Below are 23,733 nucleotides of genomic sequence, written 5' to 3' on the forward strand. Positions count from 1 at the left end.
CCCGTCAGCGGTGGCGGCGATGGGTCAGCAGGTCGGCGGGGTCGATCCCGACGCCGAGGCCCGCGGCGAACCCGGCGGCTTGGGCGCCGCGCAGGCGGCGCAGCCGCAGCTTCGACTGGCCGGCGCGTTGTTCGATGTCGGCGACGGCGGCGGGGAGATCGTCGTCGTGCAGGACGGTGGTGGTGACGTAGAGGGTGAACCGGCCGACGCCGGCGCCCTGGGCTTCCTCGCGGGCGGACTGCATCGCTCGGTCGCGGTCGTCGCGTTCGCGTTGGGTCTCGTCGCGGCGGGTGCGCTCGGCCCACGCGCGGCGGACCTGGCCGGAGGTGACCTCGTTCTCGACCTTCGCCGCGGCCTGCTCGGCGGGGTAGGGCTGATAGAGCCAGGTCGTGCGGCGCGGGAACGGGCCGGGCGCGAGCAGCGGCACCAGCACCCCGGCGCCGACGGCCTGCCGCGGGGCCTCCCGCAGTGCCCAGGTCACCGAGAGCCCGCCCTCGTGGCGGTAGGTGTCCCAACGCTCGCGGGCGGCGATCGGGCCGGCGTCATGCCAATCAAGTACGGCATCGGCTTGGTCGGGGCGGTTGAGATCGGAGCGATGGTGGGGGTCGAACGCCCCGCGGATGCGGGTGGTGAGCCAGCCGGTGGTGGCGCGTCCGAGGACGGCGACGCCGCACGCGGCGAGTTGGTTCTCGATCGCGGACAGGCGCCGGCTGACCTCGACCGCGGCGGCGAGCAGGTCGGCCGGGCGTGGGGTGGCGCGCGCGGGGTCGAGGCAGATCGCGACCCGGGCGTCGGCTTCGGCCGCGGTGCCGGGGGTGAGGTCGGCCAGCTCGGCCATGATCTGTCGCGACAGGGCGGGCGCGGTCGGGTCGAGCGCCGAGGCGATGTGGTCACGGACCGTGGCACCTCCGGTGGGGGTGGTGTCGACGGTGACCGCGAGGTGCCGGATCAGCGGCAGGTAGCCGAGGTCGGCGAGCAGCGCGCCCCACGCTGCGACCCACGCGTCGGCGCGCTCGGGGTCGGCGAGGTCGAGCCCGATCGGAGAGCAGCGCAGGACCGCGGTCAGCATGCCGGTGCGGCGATGCCACAACAGCGCATGCCGCCCGCCGCGGCCGTCGTCGACGTCGAGCGGGCGCAACGGGGCGAGCACGCCGGGCAGGTCCGTCCCACGGGGGTGCTCGGTGAGGATCCCGCCCGACAGCTCGGTCCAGCCGGCCGCCTGGGCGCGGTGGAACCGGGCTCGGCGCACGACGACGTCAGTGAGGCTGACCCCGCCCACCCGGACCACGACCGCGCCGATCACCGCGGCCGACCCGCCCAGCAGCGGCAGTGTCGCGGACGGGAACGCCGACACCGCGAGCAGCGGCACGAGCACCGCGGCGAACAGCACGATGGTCGCGGTCGTCGACAGCGACCCGACACCCCAGCCCCGTTCGGCGCGCCAGTTGCCGTAGAGGCGGGGCCCGTCGTCTACACCGCGGCCCGCGCTCATTGTGGGTCACCGCCGCCGTCCTTGCCGCCGGTCATCCCTCCCGCGACTGCGCGGACCGCGGCCGCTCCGGCCGTGCCGGCTGCTGCTACGCCCGCCGCCGCAACACCGGCCGCGCCAGCGCCAGCGGCGCCGGCCCCGCCGGCCGTGGGGGCCGCGCCGGTCGGCGCTATAGCGCCGGCGAGCGGCGGGTGCTGGCCAACCGTGGCGTACGAGCCGGGGCCGTTCGCCTCCATCGCTGCGGCCCGGTCGACCGCGCCGCGCCCGTGGCCCTGCGTCATGGCCACGGCGCCGACGGCGCCGAGGAACCCGGACCCGCCGCCGCCCCCGCCGCCGATCTGGGTCCCGGACCAGGCGAAGAACTTCAGCAGCACCGGCATCGCGATCACCGCGAGCAGCAGCACCATGATCCCGGTGATCATCGTGGAGGTGCGGCCCGCGTCGGTGGCACTCGGCGAGGACAGGTAGGAGAAGCCGATGTAGTAGATGAACGCGGCCGCGGGCTTGTAGACGACCATCGCGATCAGCCACACCATCAGCTTGTCGAGCCAGCCCCGGGTCGAGCGGGTCAGCGACCCCGACGCGGCGAGGGGCAGCATCGCGGCCAGCACGAGCAGCCCGGCCTGGCGCATCGCCATGAGCACCCACTGCACCAGCGAGAGCACCGCCGCGATCAGCGACACCAGCAGGATCAGGAACACCGCGTCGCCCTCGCCGTTGACCAGGACGTCCTGCATCAGCAGGGCGAAGTTGCTCGCGGCGCCGTCGAGCAGTTCGGTGGCCAACGCATCACCGGCGCGCAGCGCGATCTGCAGCACGACCAGCCCGAGCGCGGACACCACCGCGTAGCGGATCAGCCCGGTAGCGACCATGATCAGTGGCTCGCCCTTGCGCGAGAGGATCAGCCGGATCGACTGCACGAGCACCGACCCGACCAGGATGACCAGGATCAGGTCACGGGCGGCGCCTTGGGCGGCGGCCACGGCCGGATTGAGCGGGTCGACGCTGTCGGTCTCCACCCACCACGCCGCCGACGACACCACCAGCTCGGCGGCGCCCTTGGCGACCTCGGCGACGATGCCCTGGAACGCCGACCCGACGGCCTGCCCGGCCTGGCACCCGAGATCGAACGCGCCGCATTCCTGGCCCGGCGCCGGCTGCGCCAGCGCGGTCACGGCGTCGGCCCCAGCAGGGCGTAGCCGGCAGTGTCGGGGTGCGGGCTCGGCCGGAGAACAGGCACCCGCCGCCGCCAGTCGCCGCCCTTCCAACGCAGCGTCGTGTCGACGCGCGCGTACCCGCCACTGACGCGGGCCTGGGGTGTGTCGGCCAGCAGGGACACGACGACGTGCTCACCGCGGGTGTCTCCGGCGATCACCCGGAAGTAGATCGCCGCGGGCGTCAGGTCCGCCCGCGCCGGCTGGTCCGGGACCGGCAGGGCGGCCGCGAGCCGCTCGCGGGCGGCGGCGACGTCACCCCAGCACTGGGTGTTGAGGGTCGCCTCGACGACGGCCGCTCCCGCGCCGGAGCTGGTTCGGGACCCGATGTGTGTCGCGGCGATCGCCGCGCCCACCTCGTCGTGGCTGAACCCGAATGCCAGGTCGACTTCGTGCCCGAACGGGCCGTGCCGCGGCGACATCGCCGCGGTACCGCCGGGCACGGCCACCAACGCCACCCGGTCCGTCGTCTCGGGGGCGGGTGGTGCCGTCGTGCAGCTGACCGCCGCGAGCACCGCGACCGCGCACACCGCAGGCCGCAGGAGGCGGTTCATATCTGGAACGCCCCGACCAGCAGCGCCGCGACCGAGGCGAGCGCGAGACCGCCGATCACCCACGCCGACCCGACCAGCCCCTCGTAGGCGGTGGCCGACCGGTTCCGCCGGCCGATGATCAACATCAGGGCGCAGATCAGGATGCCGAGCACTCCGGCGACGAGCACCCCCCATTTGAGCCAACCGAGTAGATCGCCGGCGAGGTCGGCGAACCCCGGCGGGGCCACCGGTCCGGGGTCGGGAACTGACGCTCTGATCGTGTTCATGGTGTCCTCCCAGGTGCTGTGGTTGGTGCGGCCCGCCCGGGGGCCGGGCGGGCTGCGGCGGGGGAGCGGCCGTCCACCGCGGCGCGCAGATCCCGCAGCGCGCCGGCGAAGCGGCGTAGATTTCGCGGGAGCTCGGTGCGGGGCGTCGCGAGCAGCCCTCGGACCTCGTCGAGCGGCGCGGCGAGCTCACGCCAGCGGCGGACGTACGGCAGCACGACGACCGCGGCGGCATGCGGCTCCAGCAACCGCAGCCGGGCGGTTACCGGCCTGCTCGGGCCGTGCGCGTCCGCCGCGGTCACCGCCAGCACCGGGCGGCGTCCGGTCACCTGAGCGACAAGTTGCGCGGCCCGGCCGGCCCGGATCAACGAGTCGCCGGTCGCCCGGCACACCAGGACGTCCACCGCTCGGCCGACGAACACCCCGCGGTCGGCCGCGCCGAGCGCTGTCGCGACCGTGGTCGCGCCGACGCCGCCCGCGACACCGGCAACGGTCAACCGTCGTCGGCGCGAATCCCGCGCACCGACTCGCCCGAATCCCGGGCAGCGATCATCTGTGGTCGTCACCGGTGTACCTCCTCTCGTTGGCGAGGAGGGTCCGGCTGGTTCGCTGCGACTGCGTTGCTCGGGCGTGGCCGGGTGCAATTCGGCTGCGACCACGACGGGCAAGGGAGCCGGCCGCGACCCGGCGGGCGCGCGGTCGCGGCGAAGCCGGCGCTGATTACAGCCCGACCACGGTTTGACCACGGTCTGACCACGCGTGTCGCCCACCCGGCGCACGACCCTGCGACCGCGCTGGCAACAGCTCGGGACGGACACGGGTGTACGCCCGCGGTCCGCGCCGCCCGCGGCCCGATCAGCCCTGCGGCCACCGCTGCCAGGTAGTGGTCCGGTGTGTGCTCGCGGCGGCGGGCCGATGACGCCTTCGCAGGTGGAAACCGGGATTGCTCGGTGTCCGAAAGGCCTCGGCGGCCTGCATGATGTAGGTCACTGAAAGTTGCTGGGGGGTGGTGGCCCCGCCAGCACTAGAAGGGAGCATCGACTGCCGTACGGAGGAGGCAGTCAATGCACCTGACCGGAGACAGCCGTTATGGATCGTGCACGGGCCGCCCGGCCCTGGCTGGGCGAACAGTCCCGCCGCGATCCGTGGCGCGCGGATGAGGCACTACAACCCGCCGAGGACGACGCCGACGACGGGCATGAGCAGCGCGAGGATGAGGCCACCCGCGCGCGGCGGGAGAAGATCGAGCGCCTGGCCGCCGACGTCGACCTGCACCTGCGCCTCGCGCTGATCGGGTTTACCGGGCCGGAGTATCGCGAGTTCCAGACCGAGCTGACCCGCTACGGCCTTGACGTGATGACCGGCTGGCTACGCACCGGGAAGATCTTCGCCAAGATGAACGAGGCCCGCCTCGGGATCGCCCACCCACCCGAGGGCGCTCTCGACCGGGACGCTCAGGACGAGCTCGCAGGGGAGACCGTCGCGATCGCGTTGTACCGGTTCCACCACGACGTCCTGCTGCGCGGCAAATGGGATCCGCGCAAGGGCGCCAGCCTGACTACGTACTTCATCGGCCAGTGCAAGATCCGTTTCGCCAACATCTACAGGGCCTGGCTGGACAAGGAGACCGGCGGCGCGCTGCTGGTCGACCCCACCGCCGCAGACCCGGGCATCGACGCACCGACCGCGGCGATCGACGGCCCCGAGTGGAAGGCGGTGGCACGCGGCTACATCCGGCGGGGTACCCGCGCCGTGCGCGACCCACGTGTCCACCGCGCGCTGGAGCTGATCGCCGCTGACCACACCCAGGCCGAGATCGCCGTCGACCTCGGCCTATCAGAGAAGACGATCGAGCGGATGCTCGCCAACAACCGCGACCGGATCAGGAAGCTGGGAATCGCATGACACCCCCATCACGATCGCCGAAGTCAGCGTCCTCGACGCCGTCCATGTCGGTGCTCATCGCCCGGTCCTCGCTCGGCGCCCGGGACGCCCGCCAGGCCCGCGCGCGCGTCGACGTCGACGTCGCCCACCGCATCGTCGACCGCGCCGCTCGGCGCCCCGCCGCCGTCCGGCCACAACATCTTGGGGGGTAAACCGAGAAATGGCACTACACCTTCGGTGTCGACGCAATCTCAACCCGGGACTGCGCGGCGTGAACAGGAAGGTTCAGGCCATGTCCCGCTCCCCCCGCTCCGGATCCGCGCGCAGCGCGATCACAGGCCGCTACGTCACCGCTACCGCTGCGGCCCGGCACCCGCGCACCACGGTCACCAACGCCGTGGGCGCCAGCCGGGCGACCGGCACCGCGCATCGCAGCGCGATCACAGGCCGCTACGTCGCCGAGGCGACCGCGACCCGGCACCCGCGCACCACGGTCACCGAGAACCGGTGACCCCCGGTCTGCACCTGGGGCTCCATCCGAGCGGTCGTCCCCCGGCGGCCGCCACTCGATCACGACGAAAGGCACCACCATGGCTGAGGGCGACATCCACACCAGCAAACAGGGCGACCGCTGGGTGAACAAGGCCGAGGGCAACCAGCGCGCCTCCAACAGCGCACCGACGAAGGCGGAGGCACAGGCCGCAGGCCGGGAGATGGCCATCGACCGTGGGGTCGAGCACGTCATTCACAACCAGGACGGCCGGATCGGCGAGCGCAACACCTACCCCCGCAGCCGCGACCCCAAGAACTCGAAGGGCTGACCGCTCCGACGTCGCGGACCGTCGAACAACCGCCGGGTGACAGAGAACCCCCTCCATCACCCGGCGGTTTCGTCTTGGTTCCGGCCCACCGCGCCGGAGGGTCAGATGCTGGCCACGTCGGTCGTGCACGATCCGCTGCAGGTGATCGTGCACTCGGACGGGTCGAGCCCCGGAGGTCGCCTGGCTACTCGTCCGGCTGGCTGCCGCCGTGATGCCGTGATGCCGTGATGCCGTGTCGCTGTGTCTGAGGGAGGCCTGGTGACCGCGTCCGCTGCGCGCCGCCGGCTACCGACCACGCGACGACCACCTGGCGAGCGCGCGACGGCCACGGTCGTCCGCGCCGCCAATCGACTCCGGTCCCGCCGCGCACCCAGCCTGGGATTGATCCGCACCGCACCCCGACCCGCCGTGTTGATCTCCGGTGTGGCACATCCGTGGCACACGAGCACGAAAAACGGTGGTTGACGCCGGCAGACGCCGGAAGGCATCTGCGCAGGTCAACCACCGTTTTGCGGACAGCTCAGCAGGTCAGAAACCTGCAGGAATCAGACGTCGTAGTACAGCGCGAACTCGTACGGGTGCGGGCGCAGCCGCAGCGGGTCGATCTCGTTCTCCCGCTTGTAGGCGATCCAGGTCTCGATCAGGTCGGGGGTGAAGACGCCACCCTCGAGCAGGTAGTCGTGGTCGGCCTCGAGCCGGTCGATGACGGCGCCGAGGCTGGCGGGCACCTGCGGGATGTCCCTGGCCTCCTCGGGCGGGAGCTCGTAGAGGTCCTTGTCGATCGGGGCGGGCGGCTCGATCTTGTTCTTGATGCCGTCGATTCCGGCCATCAGCATCGCCGAGAAGGCGAGGTACGGGTTGCCGGACGAGTCGGGGCAGCGGAACTCGATGCGCTTGGCCTTCGGGCTGTTGCCCGACAGCGGGATGCGGATGCAGGCCGAGCGGTTGCGGGCCGAGTAGACCAGGTTGACCGGGGCCTCGTAGCCCGGGACCAGGCGGTGGTAGGAGTTCACCGTCGGGTTGGTGAAGGCCAGCAGGCTCGGGGCGTGGTGCAGCAGGCCGCCGATGTAGTAGCGCGCCATGTCGGACAGGCCGCCGTAGCCGGTCTCGTCGTGGAAGAGCGGCTGGCCGTCCTTCCACAGCGACTGGTGGACGTGCATGCCCGAGCCGTTGTCGCCGAACAGCGGCTTCGGCATGAAGGTCGCGGTCTTGCCGGCCTGCCACGCCGTGTTCTTCACCAGGTACTTGAAGAGCATGACGTCGTCGGCCGCGTGGAGCAGGGTGTTGAACTTGTAGTTGATCTCCGCCTGCCCGGCGGTGCCGACCTCGTGGTGCTCGCGCTCGACCTCGAAGCCCGACGCGGTCATGTTGTGCACGATGTCGGCGCGCAGGTCGGCGTAGTGGTCCACCGGCGGCACGGGGAAGTAGCCGCCCTTGTAGTTGACCTTGTAGCCGAGGTTGCCGCCCGCTTCCTCGCGCCCGGTGTTCCACCAGCCCTCGGCGGAGTCGATGTGGTGGAAGGTCTCGTGCGGGTTGGAGCCGAAGCGGATCGAGTCGAAGAGGTAGAACTCGGCCTCGGGAGCCATGAACGCGGTGTCCGCGATGCCCGAGGCGGTGAGGTACTCCTCGGCCTTGCGGGCGATGTTGCGCGGGTCGCGGCTGTAGGGCTCGCCCGTGATCGGGTCGTGCACGAAGAAGTTGATGTTCAACGTCTTGTGCTTGCGGAACGGGTCGAGCCGGGCGGTGGCGGAGTCGGCGAACAGCGCCATGTCCGACTCGTTGATCGCCTGGAAGCCGCGCACCGACGAGCCGTCGAAGGCGGCGCCGTTCTCGAGCAGGTCAGCGGCCGTGGCGGAGGGGACGGTGAGGTGCTGCATCACTCCGGGGAGGTCGCAGAACCGGATGTCGACGTACTCCACCCCCTCGTCCGAGATGAACTTCAGGACCTCTTCGGAGTTGCTGAACACCCACTGGCTCCTTCGAACGACACGGTGGTCGGCTGGACTGCCTTCGTCGGCGGCGACGCTATGGCGGCCTTGTTGCCCGGTGGTCACCCGTTCGTTTCGCAGACGTTAACGGGCCCGACCGATCGGCAGGTCCTCGTCACACCCCCATACGCTAAGGCCCATGGCCCGCTGGATCGAGTCCTGGCTGCCCGGTGCCTCCGCCCAACCGGGCGGACCGCACCCGGGGGAGCGGCTGGGGCTGCCCGCCGCGGGCGTCGCCTCGGCGGCGGGGCTGGGGCGTCGCATCGCCGCCCTGGCGATCGACTGGCTGCTCGGCTACGGGATCGCGGCGCTGTTCACCGGCCCCGACGCCCTCGCAGACCCGAGCCTGGGCTGGTACGTGCTCGGCGTCTGGTACCTGCTCACGGCAGTGCCGGTGGCCGTGTTCGGCGCCACCGCCGGAATGGTCGCGCTGGGCATCCGGGTCGCGTCGGTCGACACGTCCGCCGTGATCGGCGTTCCCCGCGCGCTGCTGCGCACCGCCATGATCGCGCTGGTGCTCCCGCCGCTGGCCCGCGACGAGGACGGCCGCGGCTGGCACGACCGCGCCACGCGCACGGTCGTGGTCCGGAGCCGGGCTTGACCCTCCCCGTGGGGGAGACCGGACGGTCGGACCCATGCACACCGACACCACCGCCCCGGCCGTCATCGACCTGCCCGCCCGCGCCGTGCTGACCGTCGACGGCACCGGCGCCCCCGAGGCACCCGCGTTCGCCGCGGCCGTCCGCGCCCTGTTCGCCGTGCGGGCCGCCCTCGGAGCCCGCGAGGACGTTCCGCTGGAGGGCAGCTACAGCCAGGACGGCGACCCGTTGCGCTTCGACCTCGCCGCCCCCGACGGCTGGCACTGGCGGTTGCTCGTTCCCGCCCCGCCGCAGGCCACGCCCGAGGCCGTGGCGACCGCCGCCGCCCGCTTCGGCGCCCCTGTCCACCTGCGCATGCCACGGGCCCAGCGCGTGGCGCGGTTGTTGCACCACGGCCCGTACGCCGACGAGGGGCCCTCGCTCGCGGCGCTGTACGCGTTCGTCGAACGCGCGGGGCTCGTGCCGGCCGGTCCGCACACGGAGGTCTACCTGACCGACCCGTCCGCGACGCCGCCCGCGCAGTTGCGCACGCTCCTGCAGGTGCCGGTCAGCCGATGGGTCTGATGCCGATCGGCGAGTTCGCCCGGCTGGCGCGGCTCACGGTCAAGGCCGTGCGCCATTACGACGCCGAAGGGCTGCTCGTCCCGGCCTCGGTCGACCCGCACTCCGGCTACCGCTACTACCGGGCCGAGCAGGTGCGGACGGCCACGACGATCGCGCTGCTGCGCGGCCTCGACGTGCCGCTGCCGGTGGTGCGGGAGGTGCTCCGCGCCCCCGACGACGCCGCGGTGGCCGTCGTGCTCGCCGAGCAGCGGGAGCGCCTGGCCGCCGAGCTGGCGCACCGGGAGCAGGTGCTGCGCACGCTCGACGCGCTGCGCGAGGCGCCCGAGCGGGTGCCCTACGCCGTCGCGATCGCCGACCGCGCGCCGGTCCGGCTGGACGGGCTCACCGGGCGGGTCCGGGCCGCCGCGCTCGACGAGGACACCGGCGCCCTGTGCCGCGCCGTGCTGCGCAAGGGTCTCGGTGCGGGGCGCGCGCCGCTCGTCGCGGTGTTCCCGCTGGACCTGGTGGACGAGTTCGACGTGCTGGTGGGCGTGCCCGCGGCCGCCGGCAGCGACGGACTGCCCGGCGGTGCGTGGGCGAGCACCCTGCACGTCGGGCCGTACCCGCAGCTCCCACTGGCCTACACCGCGCTGCTGGAGCACGTGCGCGAGCACGGCCACCGCCCGGCCGGCCCGGTGGCCGAGACCTACCTGACGGATCCGAGCACAGCCGAGCCCCAGGAGCTGGTCACCCGCGTGGCGGTGGCCCTGGCGGACTGAGGGCCGCCGCCCGGCGTCAGCTCTTCAGCAGCGCGACGTCGCTGACCATGATGATGTGGTCGTGCATCGCCGTGGCGGCGGCCGTGCCGTCCCGGTCCCGGATCGCGTCGGCGATCCGCCGGTGCGCCCGCAGCGAGTTGGCGGGCCGCTCGGGCTGGGACAGCGACTCGATCCGGGTCTCCCTGACCAGGTCGCTGATCTCGCCCATGAGCGTGGCCAGCAGGTGTGAGTGACCGGCGGCGGTCACCGCCGCGTGGAAGAGCTCGTCCCCTTCGACGCCGCGGCCCCCGGCGGCGATGTCGCGCTCCATCACGTCGAGCGCCTCGTCGATGGCGGCGAGGTCGTCGTCGGTGCGCCGCTGCGCCGCGAGGGCGGCGAGCTTGGTCTCCAGCGCGTCCCGGGCCTCGATGATCTCCGGCAGCTGCTGCGCGTGCCGGCGCAGGGCGTTGACCACCTTGGCGGAGCCGGCCGGCTCCACGAGGACGACGCCGTCGCCGTGGCGCACGGAGACCACCCCGACGACCTCCATCGCCACGAGCGCCTGGCTGATGGTCGCCCGGCTCACGCCGAGCCGGGTGGCGAGCTCCCGCTCGGGCGGGAGGCGGTCTCCGACCTGGAGGCCGTTGTCGGCCATCCATTCCTGGATCTGGCTCACGACCTGCTCGTACAGGCGTGGTCGAGCCACCGGACGGAGCGCGTGCCCTGCAGACATGTCGCCAGTCTATTGACACGTGGCCCAGTTGCCTATTGGCTAGGCCACTGATCCTCCAGGCCAGGCTGGATCCCAGTCACCGTTGACTAACCCGAGGACCGCACATGACACCTGAGCTGGTCTCGATCGTCGCGCTCGTCGCGCTGTTCGTCGTCGGCAGCCTGTTGCCGATCAACATGGGGGTGCTGGGCTTCATCGCCGCCTGGCTCGTGGGGATGTACTCCCTCGACCTCACCGAGAAGGAGATCATCGGCGGTATCAGCGGTGACCTCGTCCTCACCCTCGTCGGGGTCACCTACCTGTTCGCCATCGCCCGCAACAACGGCACCGTGGACCTGATCGTGCGGGCCGCGGTGCGCGCGGTCGGCGGCCGGACGGCGCTCATCCCCTGGGTGATGTTCGCGCTGACCGCCGTGCTGACCTCCATCGGCGCCGCCAGCCCCGCGGCCTGCGCCATCGTCGGGCCCATCGCGCTCGGCTTCGCCGGTCGCTACCGCATCAGCCCGCTGATGATGGGCATGCTCGTGGTGCACGGCGCCCAGGCCGGCGGGTTCTCCCCGATCAGCATCTACGGCGTCATCACGAACTCGGTGATGGCCGAGAACAACCTGCCGGTCGGCGAGATGACCGTCTTCCTGACGAGCCTGCTGTTCAACACGGCCATCGCGATCGTGCTGTTCCTCGCGCTGGGCGGCCGCCGGCTGGTGTCGCAACGCATCATCGCCGACGAAGCGGACGACCCGGACCCGGCCGGCGGTGCACCCGGCTCGGGATCCACCGATCCGCGCGGCGGCGTCGCCACCCGCACCGACGGCGACACCGTCGTCACCCCCCAGCGCTTCGCGGACCAGGTGATCACGCTCGTCGCGTTCGGGCTCGTCGCGGTCGTCGCGCTGGCCTTCGAGCGCAACATCGGGTTCACCGCGATCACCGCGGCGGCCATCCTCACCGCCCTGTTCCCGAAGGAGCAGAAGGGCGCCATCAAGCAGATCGCCTGGCCGACGGTGCTGTTGGTCGCCGGCGTCAGCACGTATGCGGCGGTCCTGAGCGCGGCCGGTGCGCCCGAGGCGATCGGCACCTGGGCCGCAGGCCTGGGCACGATCCTGATCGGCGCGCTGGTGCTCTGCTACGTCGGCGGGGTGACCTCGGCATTCGCCTCCTCGACGGCCCTGCTGCCCATCATCGTCCCGATCGCGATCCCGCTGATCGCCGCCGGCGACGTCAGCGCCGTCGCCGTGGTCGCCGCGCTCGCGGTGTCCTCGACGATCGTGGACGTCAGCCCCTTCTCGACGAACGGAGCGATCATGGTCGCCAACCGCCCGGACACCATCGCGGAGGAGACCTACTACAAGCAGGTGCTGCGCTACAGCGTGGTCGTCGTCGTGCTCGGGCCCTTGCTCGTCTGGGCCGCGATCGTGGTGCCCGGCGGGATCTTCTGATGAGCGGCACGGACACCGCCGCGCCCGGCCCGCTCGCCGGCACGCTCGTGGTCGACCTGTCCCGCGCGCTGGCCGGGCCCCAGGCCACCATGATGTTCGGGGACCTCGGCGCCCGGGTGGTCAAGGTCGAGGCACCGGGCGCGGGCGACGACACCCGCGGGTGGGGCCCGCCGTTCGTGGGCGGGGAGTCCACGTACTTCCTCTCCGCCAACCGCAACAAGGAGTCGATCACCCTCGACCTGAAGGCCGACGCCGACCGGGACGTCCTGCTCGAGCTCGTCCGGCGCGCCGACGTGCTGGTCGAGAACTTCCGCACCGGCGTGCTCGAGCGCCTCGGGCTGGGCATCGACGTGCTCCACGAGCTGAACCCCGGCCTGGTGGTCCTCTCCATCACCGGCTTCGGGCACGACGGCCCGGAGGGCGGCCGCTCCGGGTACGACCAGATCGCGCAGGGCGAGGCGGGCCTGATGTCGCTGACCGGGTCCGCGCCGGACGACCCGCAGAAGGTCGGCACGCCGATCGCGGACCTGCTGGCCGGCATGTACGGCGCCTACGGCGTGCTCGCGGCGCTGCTGGAACGCGGTCGTACGGGAGCGGGCACGGTGGTGCGCACCTCCCTGCTGGCGGCCGTGGTCGGGGTGCACGGGTTCCAGTCGACCCGCTGGACGGTCGGTGGCGAGCTCGGCCGCGCCCAGGGCAACCACCACGCGGCCATCGCCCCGTACGGGCTGTTCCGCTGCGCCGAGGGCTCCGTCCAGATCGCGGTCGGCAGCGAGGCGCTGTGGCGCCGCTTCTGCGCGGGCTTCGGCCTCGACCCCGCCGCTCCCGGCCTGGAGACGAACGGGGAACGCGTCGCGAACCGCGACCGGCTCGTCGAGATCGTCGAGGAGGTCTTCGCCGGGTGGAAGGCGGCCGACCTGCTCGCCCGGCTCGACGAGGTCGGCGTTCCCGCGGGGAAGGTCCGCACCCTCGACGAGGTCTACGCCTGGGAACAGACCCGCAGCCAGGGGCTGCTCATCGACGTCGACCACGAGACGCTCGGCAGGCTCCAGCTGGCCGGCCCACCGCTGCGGTTCTTCGACACGCGGGGGACCGAGGTCACCCGACGGTCGCACAGGGCGCCGCCGCCGCTCGGCGGCGACGGCGCGGCGGTGCGGTCGTGGCTCGCCGAGGACGGCGCGGCGTGAGCGCCCGCGCGCTGATCGACCTCGTCCTCGACGACGGCACGTTCGTCGGCTGGGACGCGCCGATCGACCTGGGTGGACACGACGCCGGCTACCGCGCGCAGCTGGAGCGGGCGCGGGAGCGGTCCGGCGCGGACGAGGCGGTGCTCACCGGGGCCGGCTCGATACAGGGGCACGACGTCGCCGTCGTCGTCGGCGAGTTCGGGTTCCTCGGCGGCTCGATCGGGCGCGCCGCCGCACGGCGCATCGTCGCGGCGGTCACGCGCGCCACCCGTCAACGCCTTCCCCTGGTCGTGAGCACCGCCTCCAGCGGCACCCGGATGCAGGAGGGCACCCCCGCCTTCGTGGAGATGGTCGCGATCTCCAAGTCCGTGGTGGCGCACAAGGCCGCAGGCCTGCCCTATCTCGTGCACCTGCGGAACCCGACGTTCGGTGGTGTGCTCGCGTCGTGGGGGTCGCTCGGGCACGTCACGGTGGCGGAGCCGGGCGCCCGGATCGGGTTCCTCGGCCCCCGGGTGGCAGAGGCGCTCAACGGATCGCCCTTCCCACCGGAGGTCCAGGTGGCCGAGCACCTCGTCGGCAAGGGCGTGATCGACGGTGTCGTGCCGACGCAGGACCTGGCGGAGGTGGCCGCCCGGATGCTGCGGCTGCTGCGGCCACGGGTGTCCGCAGGCGTCCGCCGGCCGGTTCCGCCGCCGTCGAGCGGCGCCGTCTCGCCCGGGGTCTCGGCCTGGGACTCGGTGCTCCTGACCCGCAGGCCCGATCGGCCTGGCCTGCGCGAGCTCCTGGCCCACGGCGCCGACGAGGTCGTGCCGCTGAGCGGAACCGGCGAAGGCGAGCGTGACGCCGGGCTGCGGCTCGCCCTCACCTCGTTCGACGGGATCCCGTGCGTCCTGGTCGGGCAGGACCGCCACCACCAGGCTTCGCGCCGACCATTGGGCCCCGCGGGCCTGCGTGCGGCCCGTCGCGGGATGCGCCTCGCCGGTGAACTCGGCCTCCCGCTCGTCACGGTCGTCGACACCCCCGGCGCCGAGCTCTCCTCACGGGCCGAAGAGGGAGCCCTCGCCGGGGAGATCGCCCGCTGCGTGGCCGACATGTCGAGCCTGACGGTGCCCACCGTGGCGTTGCTGCTCGGCCAGGGCAGCGGTGGCGGAGCGCTCGCGCTCCTGCCGGCCGGCCGGATCGTCGCCGCGGAGCACGCCTGGCTCTCCCCGTTGCCGCTCGAAGGCGCCAGCGTGATCGTCCACCACGACACCGCGCACGCTGCGGAGCTCGCCGAACTCCAGCAGGTGAGCGCGCACGACCTGCACGCCGGCGGCTTCGTGCACGTCGTGGTGCCCGAACGGCCCGCGGCGCACGAGGACCCCCGCGGGTTCGTGCGCGCCATGGTGAGCGCGTGCGCGGCGGCCGTCCGCGAGCTCGCCGAGCCCGGGCCGGCCCGGCTGACCGGCTGAGCGTCGGGTCAGCGGCGCCGGACCGTGCGCTGCACGCTGCGCATCTTCGCGCCCGCGGGCATGGGGCCCTTGGGCATGGCGGCGGCGCGGGAGCCGAGGGCGGCCAGCCGCGCCTCCATGGACTCCATCTGCTGCTTGTCGATGTTGCGCGGCAGCTTCGTGAGGTGGCGCTGGAGCTTCGAGAGCGGCACCTGGCCCTCGTCGTTGCCCACGATGATGTCGTAGATCGGCATCGTGCCCGCGACCCGCGCCGTGCGCTTCTTCTCCTGCGCCAGCAGGCTCTTGACCCGGTGCGGCGCACCCTCGGCGACGAGGACGATGCCGGGGCGGCCGATCACCCGGTGCACCGCGTCGAGGTGGGTGGTGCCGGCGACGCCGGGGGTGACGCGCCACTGGCCGCGCAGGTTGTCCAGCGCCCAGCCCGCGGCGCCGGGCTGTCCCTCGGCCTTGCTGTAGACGTTGCGCTGCACGCGGCGGCCGAAGATGCTGACCGCGGCGAGCAGGCCCACCGCGATCCCGAGGGGCAGCAGGATCCACTGCAGGTCGAAGATCAGGCCGATCGCGAAGACCACCGCCACCGACACCACGAGCGCGCCGATCATCAGCGGTAGGAGCGCCTTGTCCTCCCGGCGCTGCATCTGGAACGCCTGCCAGATCTGCTTGTACCGCGCCCTGGACGCCGCGCGCCGCGCGCGCTTGGCTTCCTGCTTCGCTGCCTTGTCGGGCTTCCCACCGGCCATACGACGAGGATACGTGGTCACACCAGACGCACCTCGGAGCCGTACTGCTGTGGCTGGAGAGGTGCGTCCGGGAGCGTCAGCTCCGGGCGAGGAGGCTGCTGGCCTCCTGGGCCGCGGGGCCCTCGGCCGCGAGGTGGGCGAGGTCGGGGGAGAGCTCCTCGCCGCGGTGGGCGACGGTCTGGGCGTAGAGCCGTCCGGCCCGGTAGGACGAGCGGACCAGCGGTCCGGCCATGACGCCGGCGAAGCCGATCTCCTCGGCCGCGCGGGAGTGCTCCACGAACTCCTCCGGCTTCACCCAGCGCTCCACCGGGTGGTGGCGGGCGGACGGGCGCAGGTACTGCGTGATCGTGATGATCTCGCAACCCGCCTCGTGCAGGTCGCGCAGAGCGGCGGTGACCTCGTCGGGGGTCTCGCCCATGCCCAGGATCAGGTTCGACTTGGTGACCAGGCCGTCGGCGCGCGCCTTCGTGATGACGTCGAGCGAGCGGTCGTACCGGAACGCCGGGCGGATGCGCTTGAAGATCCGCGGCACGGTCTCCAGGTTGTGCGCCAGCACCTCCGGGCGGGAACCGAACACCTCGGCGAGCTGGTCGTCGCGGTTGTTGAAGTCGGGGATCAGCAGCTCGACGCCGGTGCCCTGGTTCAGCTCGTGGATCTGGCGGACGGTCTCGGCGTAGAGCCATGCGCCGCCGTCGGGCAGGTCGTCGCGGGCCACGCCGGTGACGGTGGAGTAGCGCAGGCCCATCGTGGCCACCGACTCGGCCACGCGCCGCGGCTCGTCACGGTCGAGGTCGGCCGGCTTGCCGGTGTCGATCTGGCAGAAGTCGCAGCGGCGGGTGCACTGCTCGCCACCGATGAGGAAGGTGGCCTCGCGGTCCTCCCAGCACTCGTAGATGTTGGGACAGCCGGCCTCCTCGCACACCGTGTGCAGACCGCCGGAACGCACGAGCGACTTCAGTTCGGTGTACTGCGGGCCGGTGCGCGCCTTCGTCCGGATCCACGACGGCTTGCGCTCGATGGGGGTCTCGCTGTTGCGGACCTCCAGGCGCAGGAGCTTGCGACCTTCGGGTGCGATCGTCACGGCCGCCAGGCTACGCCGCCGGAACGGGCCCGCCCGGGGCCGCACCGGGACGGCAGGCGTGACGCTCAGCATGATCGCCGGCAGGCCCGCCCCAAGGTTCAGGAAAGCCACTTTCATGAACGTGGGGGGCAGGAAAGTGGCTTTCCTGAACCCTCCTGGGCGCGGCCGGTGCTGCCCGCCGCCACCCGGGCGGCTAGTTTCGGACGGGTGGACTTGCGGATCTTCACCGAGCCCCAGCAGGGGGCCAGCTACGACGACCTGCTGCGCGTCGCCACCACGGCGGAAGCGGCGGGCTACGACGCCTTCTTCCGATCCGACCACTACCTCGCCATGGGAGGGGCCGCCGGGGAACCGGGCCCCACCGATGCCTGGCTGACGATCGCCGGCCTGGCCCGCGAGACCTCGCGGATCCGCCTCGGCACGCTCGTCAACTCCGCCACGTTCCGGCTGCCCGGCCCGCTCGCGGTGTCCGTGGCGCAGGCCGACCAGATGTCGGGCGGCCGCGTCGAGCTGGGGCTGGGTGCCGGCTGGTTCGAGCAGGAACACGCGGCCTACGGCATCCCCTTCCCGGGCCTGCGCGAGCGCTTCGACCGGCTCGCCGAGCAGCTCGAGGTGATCACCGGCCTGTGGAGCACCCTGCCCGGAGAGCGGTACTCCTTCGCCGGCGAGCACTACACCGTCACCGACTCGCCCGCGTTGCCGCAGCCGGTGCAGCAGCCGCACCCGCCGGTGATCGTCGGCGGTCACGGCAAGAAGCGCACGCCGGAGCTCGCCGCGCGGTTCGCCTCGGAGTTCAACGTCGGGTTCTCGACGTCCGACGTGGTCGCGGCGCAGTTCGAGCGCGTCGACGCCGCGTGCCGCGAGATCGGGCGCGACCCGGCGGACCTCGTGCGCTCGGTCGCGCTCGTGATCGCGGTCGGCCGCGACGACGAGGAGGTCGCCCGCCGCGCCCTGACACTGGGCCGCGAGCTGGACGAGCTGCGTGCCAACGGGCTCGCCGGCACCCCCGGCGAGGTCGTCGACCGGATCGGGGAGTGGCGCGAGAAGACCGGCGTCACCCGCATCTACCTGCAGCTGCTCGACCTGGCCGACCTCGACCAGGTCGAGCTCGTGGCGTCGCAGGTGGCCCCGCAGCTGGCGGGGTAGCCGCGGTTCCTAGCCCAGGGCGGGGTGCAGGCGCAGGTCGAGCCCTGCGGGCGCCGCCGCGCGGGGAACGACGTGCTCGGACACCGGCAGCGTGCCGTCGAGGGCGTCGGTGACGGCCGTGGCGGTGGCCTCCAGCACCTCGGCCACCGGAACCTGCCTGCCCAGCTCGACGGCGAGCGAGCTGACTCCGGCGTCGGCGATCCCGCACGCCACGATCCGGTCGTAGGCGGTGAGGTCCGGCTCGCAGTTGAGGGCGAAGCCGTGCAGCGTGACGCCGCCCTGCACGCGGACGCCGATGGCGGCGAGCTTGCGCTCGGGGCGCCGGTCGTCGGCGGGCAGCCAGACGCCGCTGCGCCCGTCGATGCGGCCCGCGGCCGGGAGCCCGGCGTCGTGGATGACGCGGATGAGCGCCTCCTCCAGCCGCCGCACGAAGTCGACGACGTCCAGCGGCTCGGCGAGCCCGACGATCGGGTAGCCGACGAGCTGGCCCGGGCCGTGCCAGGTGATGCGGCCGCCACGGTCGACGTCGACGACGGGGGAGCCGTCGGTGGGCCGGTCCTCGGGCTGGGTGCGCTTGCCGGCCGTGTAGACGAACGGGTGTTCCAGCAGCATCAGCACGTCGGGACCCGTCCCGGCACGGCGGGCGTCGGCAGTGGCGCGCTGCACGTCCCAGGCGGCGCGGTAGTCGACGGTGCCCGCGCGGTCGATCCGCAGCGGCTCGGTGCTCCGGCGGCAGGACCGGACGGCGTGACGGGTTCCCATGGCGCTCACGCTACGCCCACGGACACCGCGATCCCGGCCGTACTCGGGACCGCGACACCCGTACGCCCAGACCCCGATTCGCGGGTGTTCAGGCGCGACTCGCGGGTGCTGGGGCGCGACTCGCGGGTGCTGGGGCGCGACTCGCGGGGGTGGGCACCCACACACCCGCGAGTCGGGGTCTCGGTGCGTGCGTGTCGCGCCCTGGGGCGGTCAACGGTCCACAGCCGCGCTGAGGGCGTCGGTCACGGTCCGGTGCCGGAACTCGTAGCCGTGCTCCTGCAGCACCGCGGGAACGGCGAGCGGGCCCGTCAGGATCATCTCCTCGGCCGCCTGACCGAGGACGGCGCGCAGGGCGAGGGCCGGCACCGTCAGCAGGGCGGGCCGGTTCAGCACCGCCGCGAGCGCGGCGGTGAACTCGGCGTTGGTGACGGGCTCCGGCCCGGCCAGGTTCACCGGCCCCCGCACGTCGGGGTGCTCCACCAGGAACCGCATGGCGCCGACCTCGTCGTCGAGGGAGATCCACGGGAACGCCTGCCGGCCGCTGCCGAGGCGACCGCCGAGCATCAGCGAGAACAAGGGCCGCAGCCGGCCCAGCAGACCACCGGCCGGGGAGAGCACCACGCACGAGCGCATCAGCACGACCCGCGCGCCCGCAGCGGCCGCCGGGGCGGTGGCGACCTCCCAGTCCCGGCACAGCTCGGCGAGGAATCCCGCGCCGACCGGGGCCGACTCGTCGACCACGCGTGAGCCCGTGTCGCCGTAGAAGTTGATGCCCGACGCGTTGAGCAGAGACGCCACCCCGTGCTCCGCGACGGCGCCGGCCAGCACGTCGGTGGGCACGGTGCGGCTGTCGCGCAGCTGCTGCTTGCGCGCACCGCTCCACGGCCGATCGCCGATGCCGGCGCCGTTCAGGTTGATCACGGCGTCGACGCCGTCGAACGTCCCGTCGTCGATCCGGCCCGCCGGTGGGTCCCACCCGCGTTCGTCCGGCGCGGCCGGGGTCCGGCGGACGAGCCGCAAGACCTCGTGGCCCGCGTGCCGGAGGTCGGCGACGAGAGCAGTACCGATCAGGCCGGACGAACCGGCGACCACGACACGCACGCCGGAGATCATCGCCGAAGCCGGTGCGGCTCGCGACCCGGGAGCCCGTCACCATCCGGGCCGTGAGTGGATACGAGTGCTCGGGCACCCGTATCCACTCACGGTCGGTTCACAGGCCCAGGTCGGTCTCGAACGCGCCTTCCTCGAGCCGGGCCTTGATCGCGCTGACGAACCGGCCGGCGTCGGCGCCGTCGACGATCCGGTGGTCGTAGGTCAGCGGCAGGTAGCAGACCGAGCGGATGGCGATCGAGTCGTCGCCGTCCGGGCCGGTGACGACCATGGGCTGCTTGGTGATCTTGCCGGTGCCGAGGATGGCGACCTGCGGCTGGTTGATGATCGGGGTGTCGAAGAGGGCGCCCGCGCTGCCGATGTTGGTGATCGTGAAGGTGCCACCGGACAGCTCGTCGGGGCCGATCTTGTTGTCGCGCGTGCGCTGCGCGACGTCGGCGATCTTGCGCGCGATCCCCGCGATGTTGAGGTCCTCGGCGTTCTTGATCACCGGCACGAGGAGGCCGCGGGGGGTGTCCACCGCGATGGCCAGGTGCACGCCGCCGTGGTAGGTGACCTCCTTCGTCTCCTCGTTGATCGACGAGTTGACCTGCGGGAACGCCTTGAGCGCCTCCACGGTGGCCTTCGCGAAGAACGGCAGGAACGTCAGCTTGACGCCCTCGCGCCGCTCGAACTCGGCCTTCGCGCGGGCCCGCAACGCGGCGATCCGCGTGACGTCGACCTCCTGCACGGTGGTGAGCTGCGCGGAGGTGCGCAGCGACTCCGTCATCCGCTGCGCGATGAGCTGGCGCAGCCGCGGCATCTTCACCGTGGTGCCGGGCTCCGGCGCGTTCGCGGGCGGCCTGGGCACCTGGCGCGCCGGGGCGGCGGACGGGGCGCCGGACGGGGCCGCGGCGGCCTGCGGGGCCGGCGCGGCGGGCTCCGGCTCGGCAGCCGGCTTCTTGGCCTCGGCCGCGGCGAGCACGTCCTGCTTGCGGATGCGGCCACCGACGCCGGACCCCGTGATCGAGGTGAGGTCCACGTCCTGCTCCGCCGCGAGCTTGCGCACGAGCGGGGTGACGTACGGCGCGCCACCACGGTCGCCGTCCTGCGCGTCGTCCTCCTGCTCGGCGGCGGGTTCGGGCTGCGCCTCCGCGCGGGCTGCGCCGTCGCCGGAGGTCGGCTGCTCGGCCTGCTGCTGCGGGGCCTGCTGCTGCGGGGGCGACGCCTGCTCCCGGGGCTGCTGCTGGGCGGGCTCGGGCTCCTGCGCGGGCGGGGCGCTCTGCGCGGCGGCGTCGCCGATGACGGCGAGCTGCCCGCCGACGTCGACCGTGTCGTCCTCGTTGGCCGTGATCTCCAGCAGGGTGCCGGCGACGGGGGAGGGGATCTCGGTGTCGACCTTGTCGGTGGAGACCTCGAGCAGGGGCTCGTCGACCTCGATCCGGTCGCCGACCTGCTTGAGCCACCGGGTGACGGTGCCCTCGGTGACGCTCTCCCCGAGCTCCGGCATCCGGACCGCGGTGCCCTGGCCGGTCGACTCGGCGGCGGCACGAGGCGCCTGTGCCGGCTCTTCCTGCGCGGCCGGCGCGGCGGCCTGGTTCGGGGGCGCGGCCGGCTCCTGCGCGGCCGGCTCCTCCTCGGCGGGTGCTTCGGCCGCCGACTGCGCAGGGGTCTCGCCCCCGGTGTCGCCGGCGCCGCTGTCGCCCGTCTCGGCGGGTGCCTCGTCGGCGTCGCCGATCACCGCCAGCTCACCGCCGACCTCGACGGTGTCGTCCTCGCCGGCGACGATGCGCTGCAGGACGCCTGCGGCAGGCGAGGGGATCTCGGTGTCGACCTTGTCGGTGGAGACCTCGAGCAGGGGCTCGTCGACCTCGACCCGGTCGCCCTCCTGCTTGAGCCATCGGGTGACGGTGCCCTCGGTGACACTCTCACCGAGGGCGGGCATCTGGACGGAGAAGGCCATTTCGGGTCGGAGCTCCTCTTCCTGCGGTTCGGGGGTTCGGGGGCGTCAGCTGTGGCTGTGCAGGGGCTTGCCGGCGAGCGCGAGGTGCGCTTCCCCGAAGGCTTCGTTCTGGGTGGGGTGGGCGTGGACGAGGGCCGCGACGTCCTCGGCCTGCGCGTCCCAGTTGTAGACCAGCTGCGCCTCGCCGATCAGCTCGCCGACGCGCGCGCCGACCATGTGGATGCCGACGACCGGCCCCTGCGTGCCCTCGCCGCCCGCCTTGACGAGCTTGATCGCGCCCTGCGTCTGCAGGATCTGGCTCTTGCCGTTGCCGGCGAGGTCGTAGGTCAGCGTCTGGATCTCGCCGTGGCGCTCCCGGGCCTGCGCCTCGGTGAGCCCGACGGAGGCGACCTCGGGCTCGCAGTAGGTGACGCGCGGGATGCCGGCCTCGTCGATGGGCGGCGGGTTGAGCCCGGCGATCTGCTCGGCCACGAAGATGCCCTGGGCGAAGCCGCGATGGGCCAGCTGCAGGCCGGGGACGATGTCGCCGAGGGCGTACACGTTCGGAAGGTTGGTGTGCAGCTGCTCGTCGGCGAGGACGAAGCCGCGCTCCATCGTGACGCCGGCCTCCTCGAAGCCGTGCCCCGCGGTGTTGGGGCCGCGGCCGACGGCGACGAGCAGCAGGTCGGCCTCGATCTCCTCGCCGGACTCGAGCGACACGGTGACCGACTCGTCGGTCTGCTTGGCGCCGGTGAACTTCACGCCGGTCTTGAAGGCGATCTTGCGGCGGCGGAAGGCGCGCTCGAGCAGCTTGGAGGCGAACTCGTCCTCGTTGGGGACGAGGTGGGGCAGCGCCTCGACGACCGTGACGTCGGCGCCGAAGCTCTTGAAGACCGAGGCGAACTCGACGCCGATCACACCGCCGCCGAGCACGACCACCCGCTCGGGGACGTTGTCGAGCCGGATGGCCTCGTTGCTGGTGATGACCCGGCCGCCGATGTCGAGGCCGGGCAGCGACTTGGCGTAGCTGCCGGTGGCGAGCACGACGTTCTTGCCGACGTAGCGGTCCTCGCCCACGACGACGGCGTTCGGGCCCTCGAACCGCCCGGTGCCCTCCACCAGGGTGATCTTGCGGGACTTCACCAGCCCCTGCAGGCCCTTGTAGAGCTTGCTGATCACGCCGTCCTTGTAGCCGTTGACGCCGGCCATGTCGATCCCGGCGAGCGAGCTCTTGACGCCGATCTTGTCGCCTTCACGGGCGGCGTCGGCCACCTCGGCCGCGTGCAGCAGTGCCTTCGTGGGGATGCAGCCGTAGTGCAGGCAGGTGCCGCCCAGCTTGTCGCGCTCCACCAGCACCACGGACATGCCCAGCTCGGCAGCGCGCAGCGCGGCTGCATAGCCGCCCGATCCGCCGCCGAGAACGACGAGGTCCGCGTTGTGCTCGGGCACGTGTGTACTCCCTACCGATCGGTCGCCACGGGGTGTGGGCAGCGGCATGTGACGCCGCTGATCCCATCTTGTCATCTGCCGGGGTCGCACGTGGCGGCTGGTGCTCCCCCGGGAGCGAATCACCCGTGCCGAGCGTTGAGCGGGCGGGAGGTGGCTCGGATGGGCGTGCTGGCGAGGCTGACGAAGGGCCGGATCGGGGCCCGCGGGTCGGGCGACGAGGACCGGACGCACCTGCGGCAGTGGGCCGCGGCACACGAGGGCGTGGAGGCGTTCGTCGAGCCGCGCACCACGGTCACCGGCACCACCGTGCTGCTGGTGGACAAGGACGGCGCCTGGACGCGCCGCCGCGTGGCCGACCCGGCCGCCGCGCGGAAGTTCGCCCGCGCGCTCGCGATGCCGGTCTACGACGTGCAGCTCGTGGGCTACCCGCAGCGGATGCGCGACCACGACGCCCGCGAGCGGGTCCTGCGCGAGCGGGCCCGCCGGGCCCGACTGGAGGAGTAGCGGCCGGGGCGCGAACGACCGACCGTCGTGCCGTCGCTCCACGGCGCGCAGCGGGGCCGCCCACCGGTGCGAGATCACCCGTTGGGCGCAGTAGCGG

Annotated in this window: 24 protein-coding genes; 11 read left to right on the forward strand and 13 right to left on the reverse strand. The window is 73.0% G+C overall.

Going from position 1 to position 23,733, the window contains the following annotated elements:
• Window positions 1–4 precede the first annotated feature (4 nt).
• From CFP66_RS22680 to CFP66_RS22700, 5 genes are read right to left on the reverse strand one after another with little or no spacing between them, the layout of a single operon-like run.
• Complete coding sequence (locus CFP66_RS22680) at window positions 5–1,492, reverse strand: SCO6880 family protein (RefSeq protein WP_085914921.1); 1,488 nt, start codon at window positions 1,490–1,492, stop codon at window positions 5–7.
• Window positions 1,489–2,664, reverse strand: coding sequence for a conjugal transfer protein TrbL family protein (locus CFP66_RS22685; protein WP_085914920.1), 1,176 nt, complete (start codon window positions 2,662–2,664; stop codon window positions 1,489–1,491). The genes CFP66_RS22680 and CFP66_RS22685 overlap by 4 nt, the downstream gene beginning before the upstream one ends.
• On the reverse strand, window positions 2,661–3,257 hold the full coding sequence (locus CFP66_RS22690) for a hypothetical protein (RefSeq protein ID WP_085914919.1): 597 nt from the start codon (window positions 3,255–3,257) through the stop codon (window positions 2,661–2,663). The genes CFP66_RS22685 and CFP66_RS22690 overlap by 4 nt, the downstream gene beginning before the upstream one ends.
• Window positions 3,254–3,523 (reverse strand): hypothetical protein, encoded by a 270-nt coding sequence (locus tag CFP66_RS22695; RefSeq protein WP_085914918.1) that lies wholly within the window; start codon window positions 3,521–3,523, stop codon window positions 3,254–3,256. Before CFP66_RS22695 ends, CFP66_RS22690 begins: the two co-directional genes overlap by 4 nt.
• Window positions 3,520–4,017, reverse strand: a complete 498-nt coding sequence (locus CFP66_RS22700; RefSeq protein WP_085914917.1) for a hypothetical protein — start codon at window positions 4,015–4,017, stop codon at window positions 3,520–3,522. The genes CFP66_RS22695 and CFP66_RS22700 overlap by 4 nt, the downstream gene beginning before the upstream one ends.
• 592 nt (window positions 4,018–4,609) lie before the next feature.
• Between CFP66_RS22700 and CFP66_RS22705 the strand changes: the two genes are divergently transcribed.
• The 3 genes from CFP66_RS22705 to CFP66_RS22715 all read left to right on the forward strand — a co-directional run bounded on the left by CFP66_RS22705 (window position 4,610) and on the right by CFP66_RS22715 (window position 6,225).
• Window positions 4,610–5,425 (forward strand): hypothetical protein, encoded by an 816-nt coding sequence (locus tag CFP66_RS22705; RefSeq protein ID WP_085914916.1) that lies wholly within the window; start codon window positions 4,610–4,612, stop codon window positions 5,423–5,425.
• A 271-nt stretch (window positions 5,426–5,696) separates the two neighbouring features.
• The gene (locus CFP66_RS22710) at window positions 5,697–5,915 is read left to right on the forward strand and encodes a hypothetical protein (protein ID WP_085914915.1); all 219 of its coding nucleotides are present in this window, start codon (window positions 5,697–5,699) and stop codon (window positions 5,913–5,915) included.
• Between the two features lie 79 nt (window positions 5,916–5,994).
• On the forward strand, window positions 5,995–6,225 hold the full coding sequence (locus CFP66_RS22715; protein ID WP_085914914.1) for a DUF2188 domain-containing protein: 231 nt from the start codon (window positions 5,995–5,997) through the stop codon (window positions 6,223–6,225).
• Between the two features lie 545 nt (window positions 6,226–6,770).
• Here CFP66_RS22715 and glnA read toward each other — a convergent pair.
• Window positions 6,771–8,192, reverse strand: a complete 1,422-nt coding sequence (gene glnA, locus CFP66_RS22720; protein WP_094927164.1) for a type I glutamate--ammonia ligase — start codon at window positions 8,190–8,192, stop codon at window positions 6,771–6,773.
• Window positions 8,193–8,352: 160 nt separating this feature from the next.
• Here glnA and CFP66_RS22725 point away from each other — a divergent pair, with 160 nt between their 5' ends.
• From CFP66_RS22725 to CFP66_RS22735, 3 genes are read left to right on the forward strand one after another with little or no spacing between them, the layout of a single operon-like run.
• Window positions 8,353–8,814 (forward strand): RDD family protein, encoded by a 462-nt coding sequence (locus CFP66_RS22725; protein WP_094927165.1) that lies wholly within the window; start codon window positions 8,353–8,355, stop codon window positions 8,812–8,814.
• Window positions 8,815–8,848: 34 nt separating this feature from the next.
• Window positions 8,849–9,376 (forward strand): GyrI-like domain-containing protein, encoded by a 528-nt coding sequence (locus CFP66_RS22730; protein ID WP_094927166.1) that lies wholly within the window; start codon window positions 8,849–8,851, stop codon window positions 9,374–9,376.
• Window positions 9,367–10,134 (forward strand): MerR family transcriptional regulator, encoded by a 768-nt coding sequence (locus CFP66_RS22735; protein WP_094927167.1) that lies wholly within the window; start codon window positions 9,367–9,369, stop codon window positions 10,132–10,134. Before CFP66_RS22730 ends, CFP66_RS22735 begins: the two co-directional genes overlap by 10 nt.
• A gap of 16 nt (window positions 10,135–10,150) precedes the next feature.
• On the opposite strand, the gene CFP66_RS22740 is transcribed toward CFP66_RS22735, so the two are convergent.
• A complete protein-coding gene (locus CFP66_RS22740) occupies window positions 10,151–10,846 on the reverse strand; it encodes a FadR/GntR family transcriptional regulator (protein WP_094927168.1) in 696 nt (231 codons plus the stop codon).
• A 104-nt stretch (window positions 10,847–10,950) separates the two neighbouring features.
• Between CFP66_RS22740 and CFP66_RS22745 the strand changes: the two genes are divergently transcribed.
• The 3 genes from CFP66_RS22745 to CFP66_RS22755 are packed head-to-tail and all read left to right on the forward strand — an operon-like array spanning window position 10,951 to window position 14,923.
• Complete coding sequence (locus tag CFP66_RS22745; protein ID WP_094927169.1) at window positions 10,951–12,285, forward strand: SLC13 family permease; 1,335 nt, start codon at window positions 10,951–10,953, stop codon at window positions 12,283–12,285.
• A complete protein-coding gene (locus CFP66_RS22750) occupies window positions 12,285–13,472 on the forward strand; it encodes a CaiB/BaiF CoA-transferase family protein (RefSeq protein WP_094927170.1) in 1,188 nt (395 codons plus the stop codon). The genes CFP66_RS22745 and CFP66_RS22750 overlap by 1 nt, the downstream gene beginning before the upstream one ends.
• On the forward strand, window positions 13,469–14,923 hold the full coding sequence (locus CFP66_RS22755; RefSeq protein ID WP_094927171.1) for a carboxyl transferase domain-containing protein: 1,455 nt from the start codon (window positions 13,469–13,471) through the stop codon (window positions 14,921–14,923). The genes CFP66_RS22750 and CFP66_RS22755 overlap by 4 nt, the downstream gene beginning before the upstream one ends.
• An 8-nt stretch (window positions 14,924–14,931) precedes the next feature.
• Here CFP66_RS22755 and CFP66_RS22760 read toward each other — a convergent pair whose 3' ends face one another.
• Window positions 14,932–15,663 (reverse strand): DUF4191 domain-containing protein, encoded by a 732-nt coding sequence (locus tag CFP66_RS22760; protein ID WP_094927172.1) that lies wholly within the window; start codon window positions 15,661–15,663, stop codon window positions 14,932–14,934.
• A gap of 76 nt (window positions 15,664–15,739) precedes the next feature.
• Complete coding sequence (gene lipA, locus CFP66_RS22765) at window positions 15,740–16,744, reverse strand: lipoyl synthase (RefSeq protein ID WP_094927348.1); 1,005 nt, start codon at window positions 16,742–16,744, stop codon at window positions 15,740–15,742.
• 207 nt (window positions 16,745–16,951) lie between these two features.
• On the opposite strand from lipA, the gene CFP66_RS22770 reads away from it, so the two are divergent.
• Complete coding sequence (locus CFP66_RS22770; RefSeq protein WP_094927349.1) at window positions 16,952–17,890, forward strand: LLM class F420-dependent oxidoreductase; 939 nt, start codon at window positions 16,952–16,954, stop codon at window positions 17,888–17,890.
• Between the two features lie 9 nt (window positions 17,891–17,899).
• Here CFP66_RS22770 and lipB read toward each other — a convergent pair whose 3' ends face one another.
• The 4 genes from lipB to lpdA form a co-directional block, all read right to left on the reverse strand.
• Window positions 17,900–18,652 (reverse strand): lipoyl(octanoyl) transferase LipB, encoded by a 753-nt coding sequence (lipB, locus tag CFP66_RS22775; protein WP_094927173.1) that lies wholly within the window; start codon window positions 18,650–18,652, stop codon window positions 17,900–17,902.
• A gap of 210 nt (window positions 18,653–18,862) precedes the next feature.
• Complete coding sequence (locus CFP66_RS22780) at window positions 18,863–19,753, reverse strand: TIGR01777 family oxidoreductase (protein ID WP_094927350.1); 891 nt, start codon at window positions 19,751–19,753, stop codon at window positions 18,863–18,865.
• 109 nt (window positions 19,754–19,862) lie between these two features.
• Window positions 19,863–21,704 (reverse strand): 2-oxoglutarate dehydrogenase, E2 component, dihydrolipoamide succinyltransferase, encoded by a 1,842-nt coding sequence (gene sucB, locus CFP66_RS22785; RefSeq protein ID WP_094927174.1) that lies wholly within the window; start codon window positions 21,702–21,704, stop codon window positions 19,863–19,865.
• Window positions 21,705–21,749: 45 nt separating this feature from the next.
• Entirely contained in the window at window positions 21,750–23,132 is a 1,383-nt protein-coding gene (lpdA, locus tag CFP66_RS22790; RefSeq protein WP_094927175.1) for a dihydrolipoyl dehydrogenase, read from the reverse strand.
• Window positions 23,133–23,291: 159 nt separating this feature from the next.
• Between lpdA and CFP66_RS22795 the strand changes: the two genes are divergently transcribed.
• Entirely contained in the window at window positions 23,292–23,636 is a 345-nt protein-coding gene (locus CFP66_RS22795) for an oxidoreductase (RefSeq protein ID WP_094927176.1), read from the forward strand.
• Window positions 23,637–23,733: the final 97 nt, after the last annotated feature.

It is taken from the genome of Pseudonocardia sp. MH-G8 (genome assembly GCF_002262885.1).
GTDB lineage: Bacteria > Actinomycetota > Actinomycetes > Mycobacteriales > Pseudonocardiaceae > Pseudonocardia.

Excerpts from the sequence above, each read along its gene's own strand:
- CFP66_RS22795 (WP_094927176.1), top strand. The coding sequence starts at position 23,292 with ATGGGCGTGCTGGCGAGGCTGACGAAGGGCCGGATCGGGGCCCGCGGG.
- CFP66_RS22735 (WP_094927167.1), top strand. The coding sequence starts at position 9,367 with ATGGGTCTGATGCCGATCGGCGAGTTCGCCCGGCTGGCGCGGCTCACG.
- CFP66_RS22715 (WP_085914914.1), top strand. The coding sequence starts at position 5,995 with ATGGCTGAGGGCGACATCCACACCAGCAAACAGGGCGACCGCTGGGTG.
- CFP66_RS22760 (WP_094927172.1), bottom strand. The coding sequence starts at position 15,663 with ATGGCCGGTGGGAAGCCCGACAAGGCAGCGAAGCAGGAAGCCAAGCGC.
- CFP66_RS22695 (WP_085914918.1), bottom strand. The coding sequence starts at position 3,523 with ATGAACACGATCAGAGCGTCAGTTCCCGACCCCGGACCGGTGGCCCCG.
- CFP66_RS22740 (WP_094927168.1), bottom strand. The coding sequence starts at position 10,846 with ATGTCTGCAGGGCACGCGCTCCGTCCGGTGGCTCGACCACGCCTGTAC.
- CFP66_RS22730 (WP_094927166.1), top strand. The coding sequence starts at position 8,849 with ATGCACACCGACACCACCGCCCCGGCCGTCATCGACCTGCCCGCCCGC.
- sucB (WP_094927174.1), bottom strand. The coding sequence starts at position 21,704 with ATGGCCTTCTCCGTCCAGATGCCCGCCCTCGGTGAGAGTGTCACCGAG.
- CFP66_RS22750 (WP_094927170.1), top strand. The coding sequence starts at position 12,285 with ATGAGCGGCACGGACACCGCCGCGCCCGGCCCGCTCGCCGGCACGCTC.
- CFP66_RS22710 (WP_085914915.1), top strand. The coding sequence starts at position 5,697 with ATGTCCCGCTCCCCCCGCTCCGGATCCGCGCGCAGCGCGATCACAGGC.
- CFP66_RS22705 (WP_085914916.1), top strand. The coding sequence starts at position 4,610 with ATGGATCGTGCACGGGCCGCCCGGCCCTGGCTGGGCGAACAGTCCCGC.
- CFP66_RS22745 (WP_094927169.1), top strand. The coding sequence starts at position 10,951 with ATGACACCTGAGCTGGTCTCGATCGTCGCGCTCGTCGCGCTGTTCGTC.
- lipB (WP_094927173.1), bottom strand. The coding sequence starts at position 18,652 with ATGGGAACCCGTCACGCCGTCCGGTCCTGCCGCCGGAGCACCGAGCCG.
- CFP66_RS22690 (WP_085914919.1), bottom strand. The coding sequence starts at position 3,257 with ATGAACCGCCTCCTGCGGCCTGCGGTGTGCGCGGTCGCGGTGCTCGCG.
- CFP66_RS22680 (WP_085914921.1), bottom strand. The coding sequence starts at position 1,492 with ATGAGCGCGGGCCGCGGTGTAGACGACGGGCCCCGCCTCTACGGCAAC.
- CFP66_RS22725 (WP_094927165.1), top strand. The coding sequence starts at position 8,353 with ATGGCCCGCTGGATCGAGTCCTGGCTGCCCGGTGCCTCCGCCCAACCG.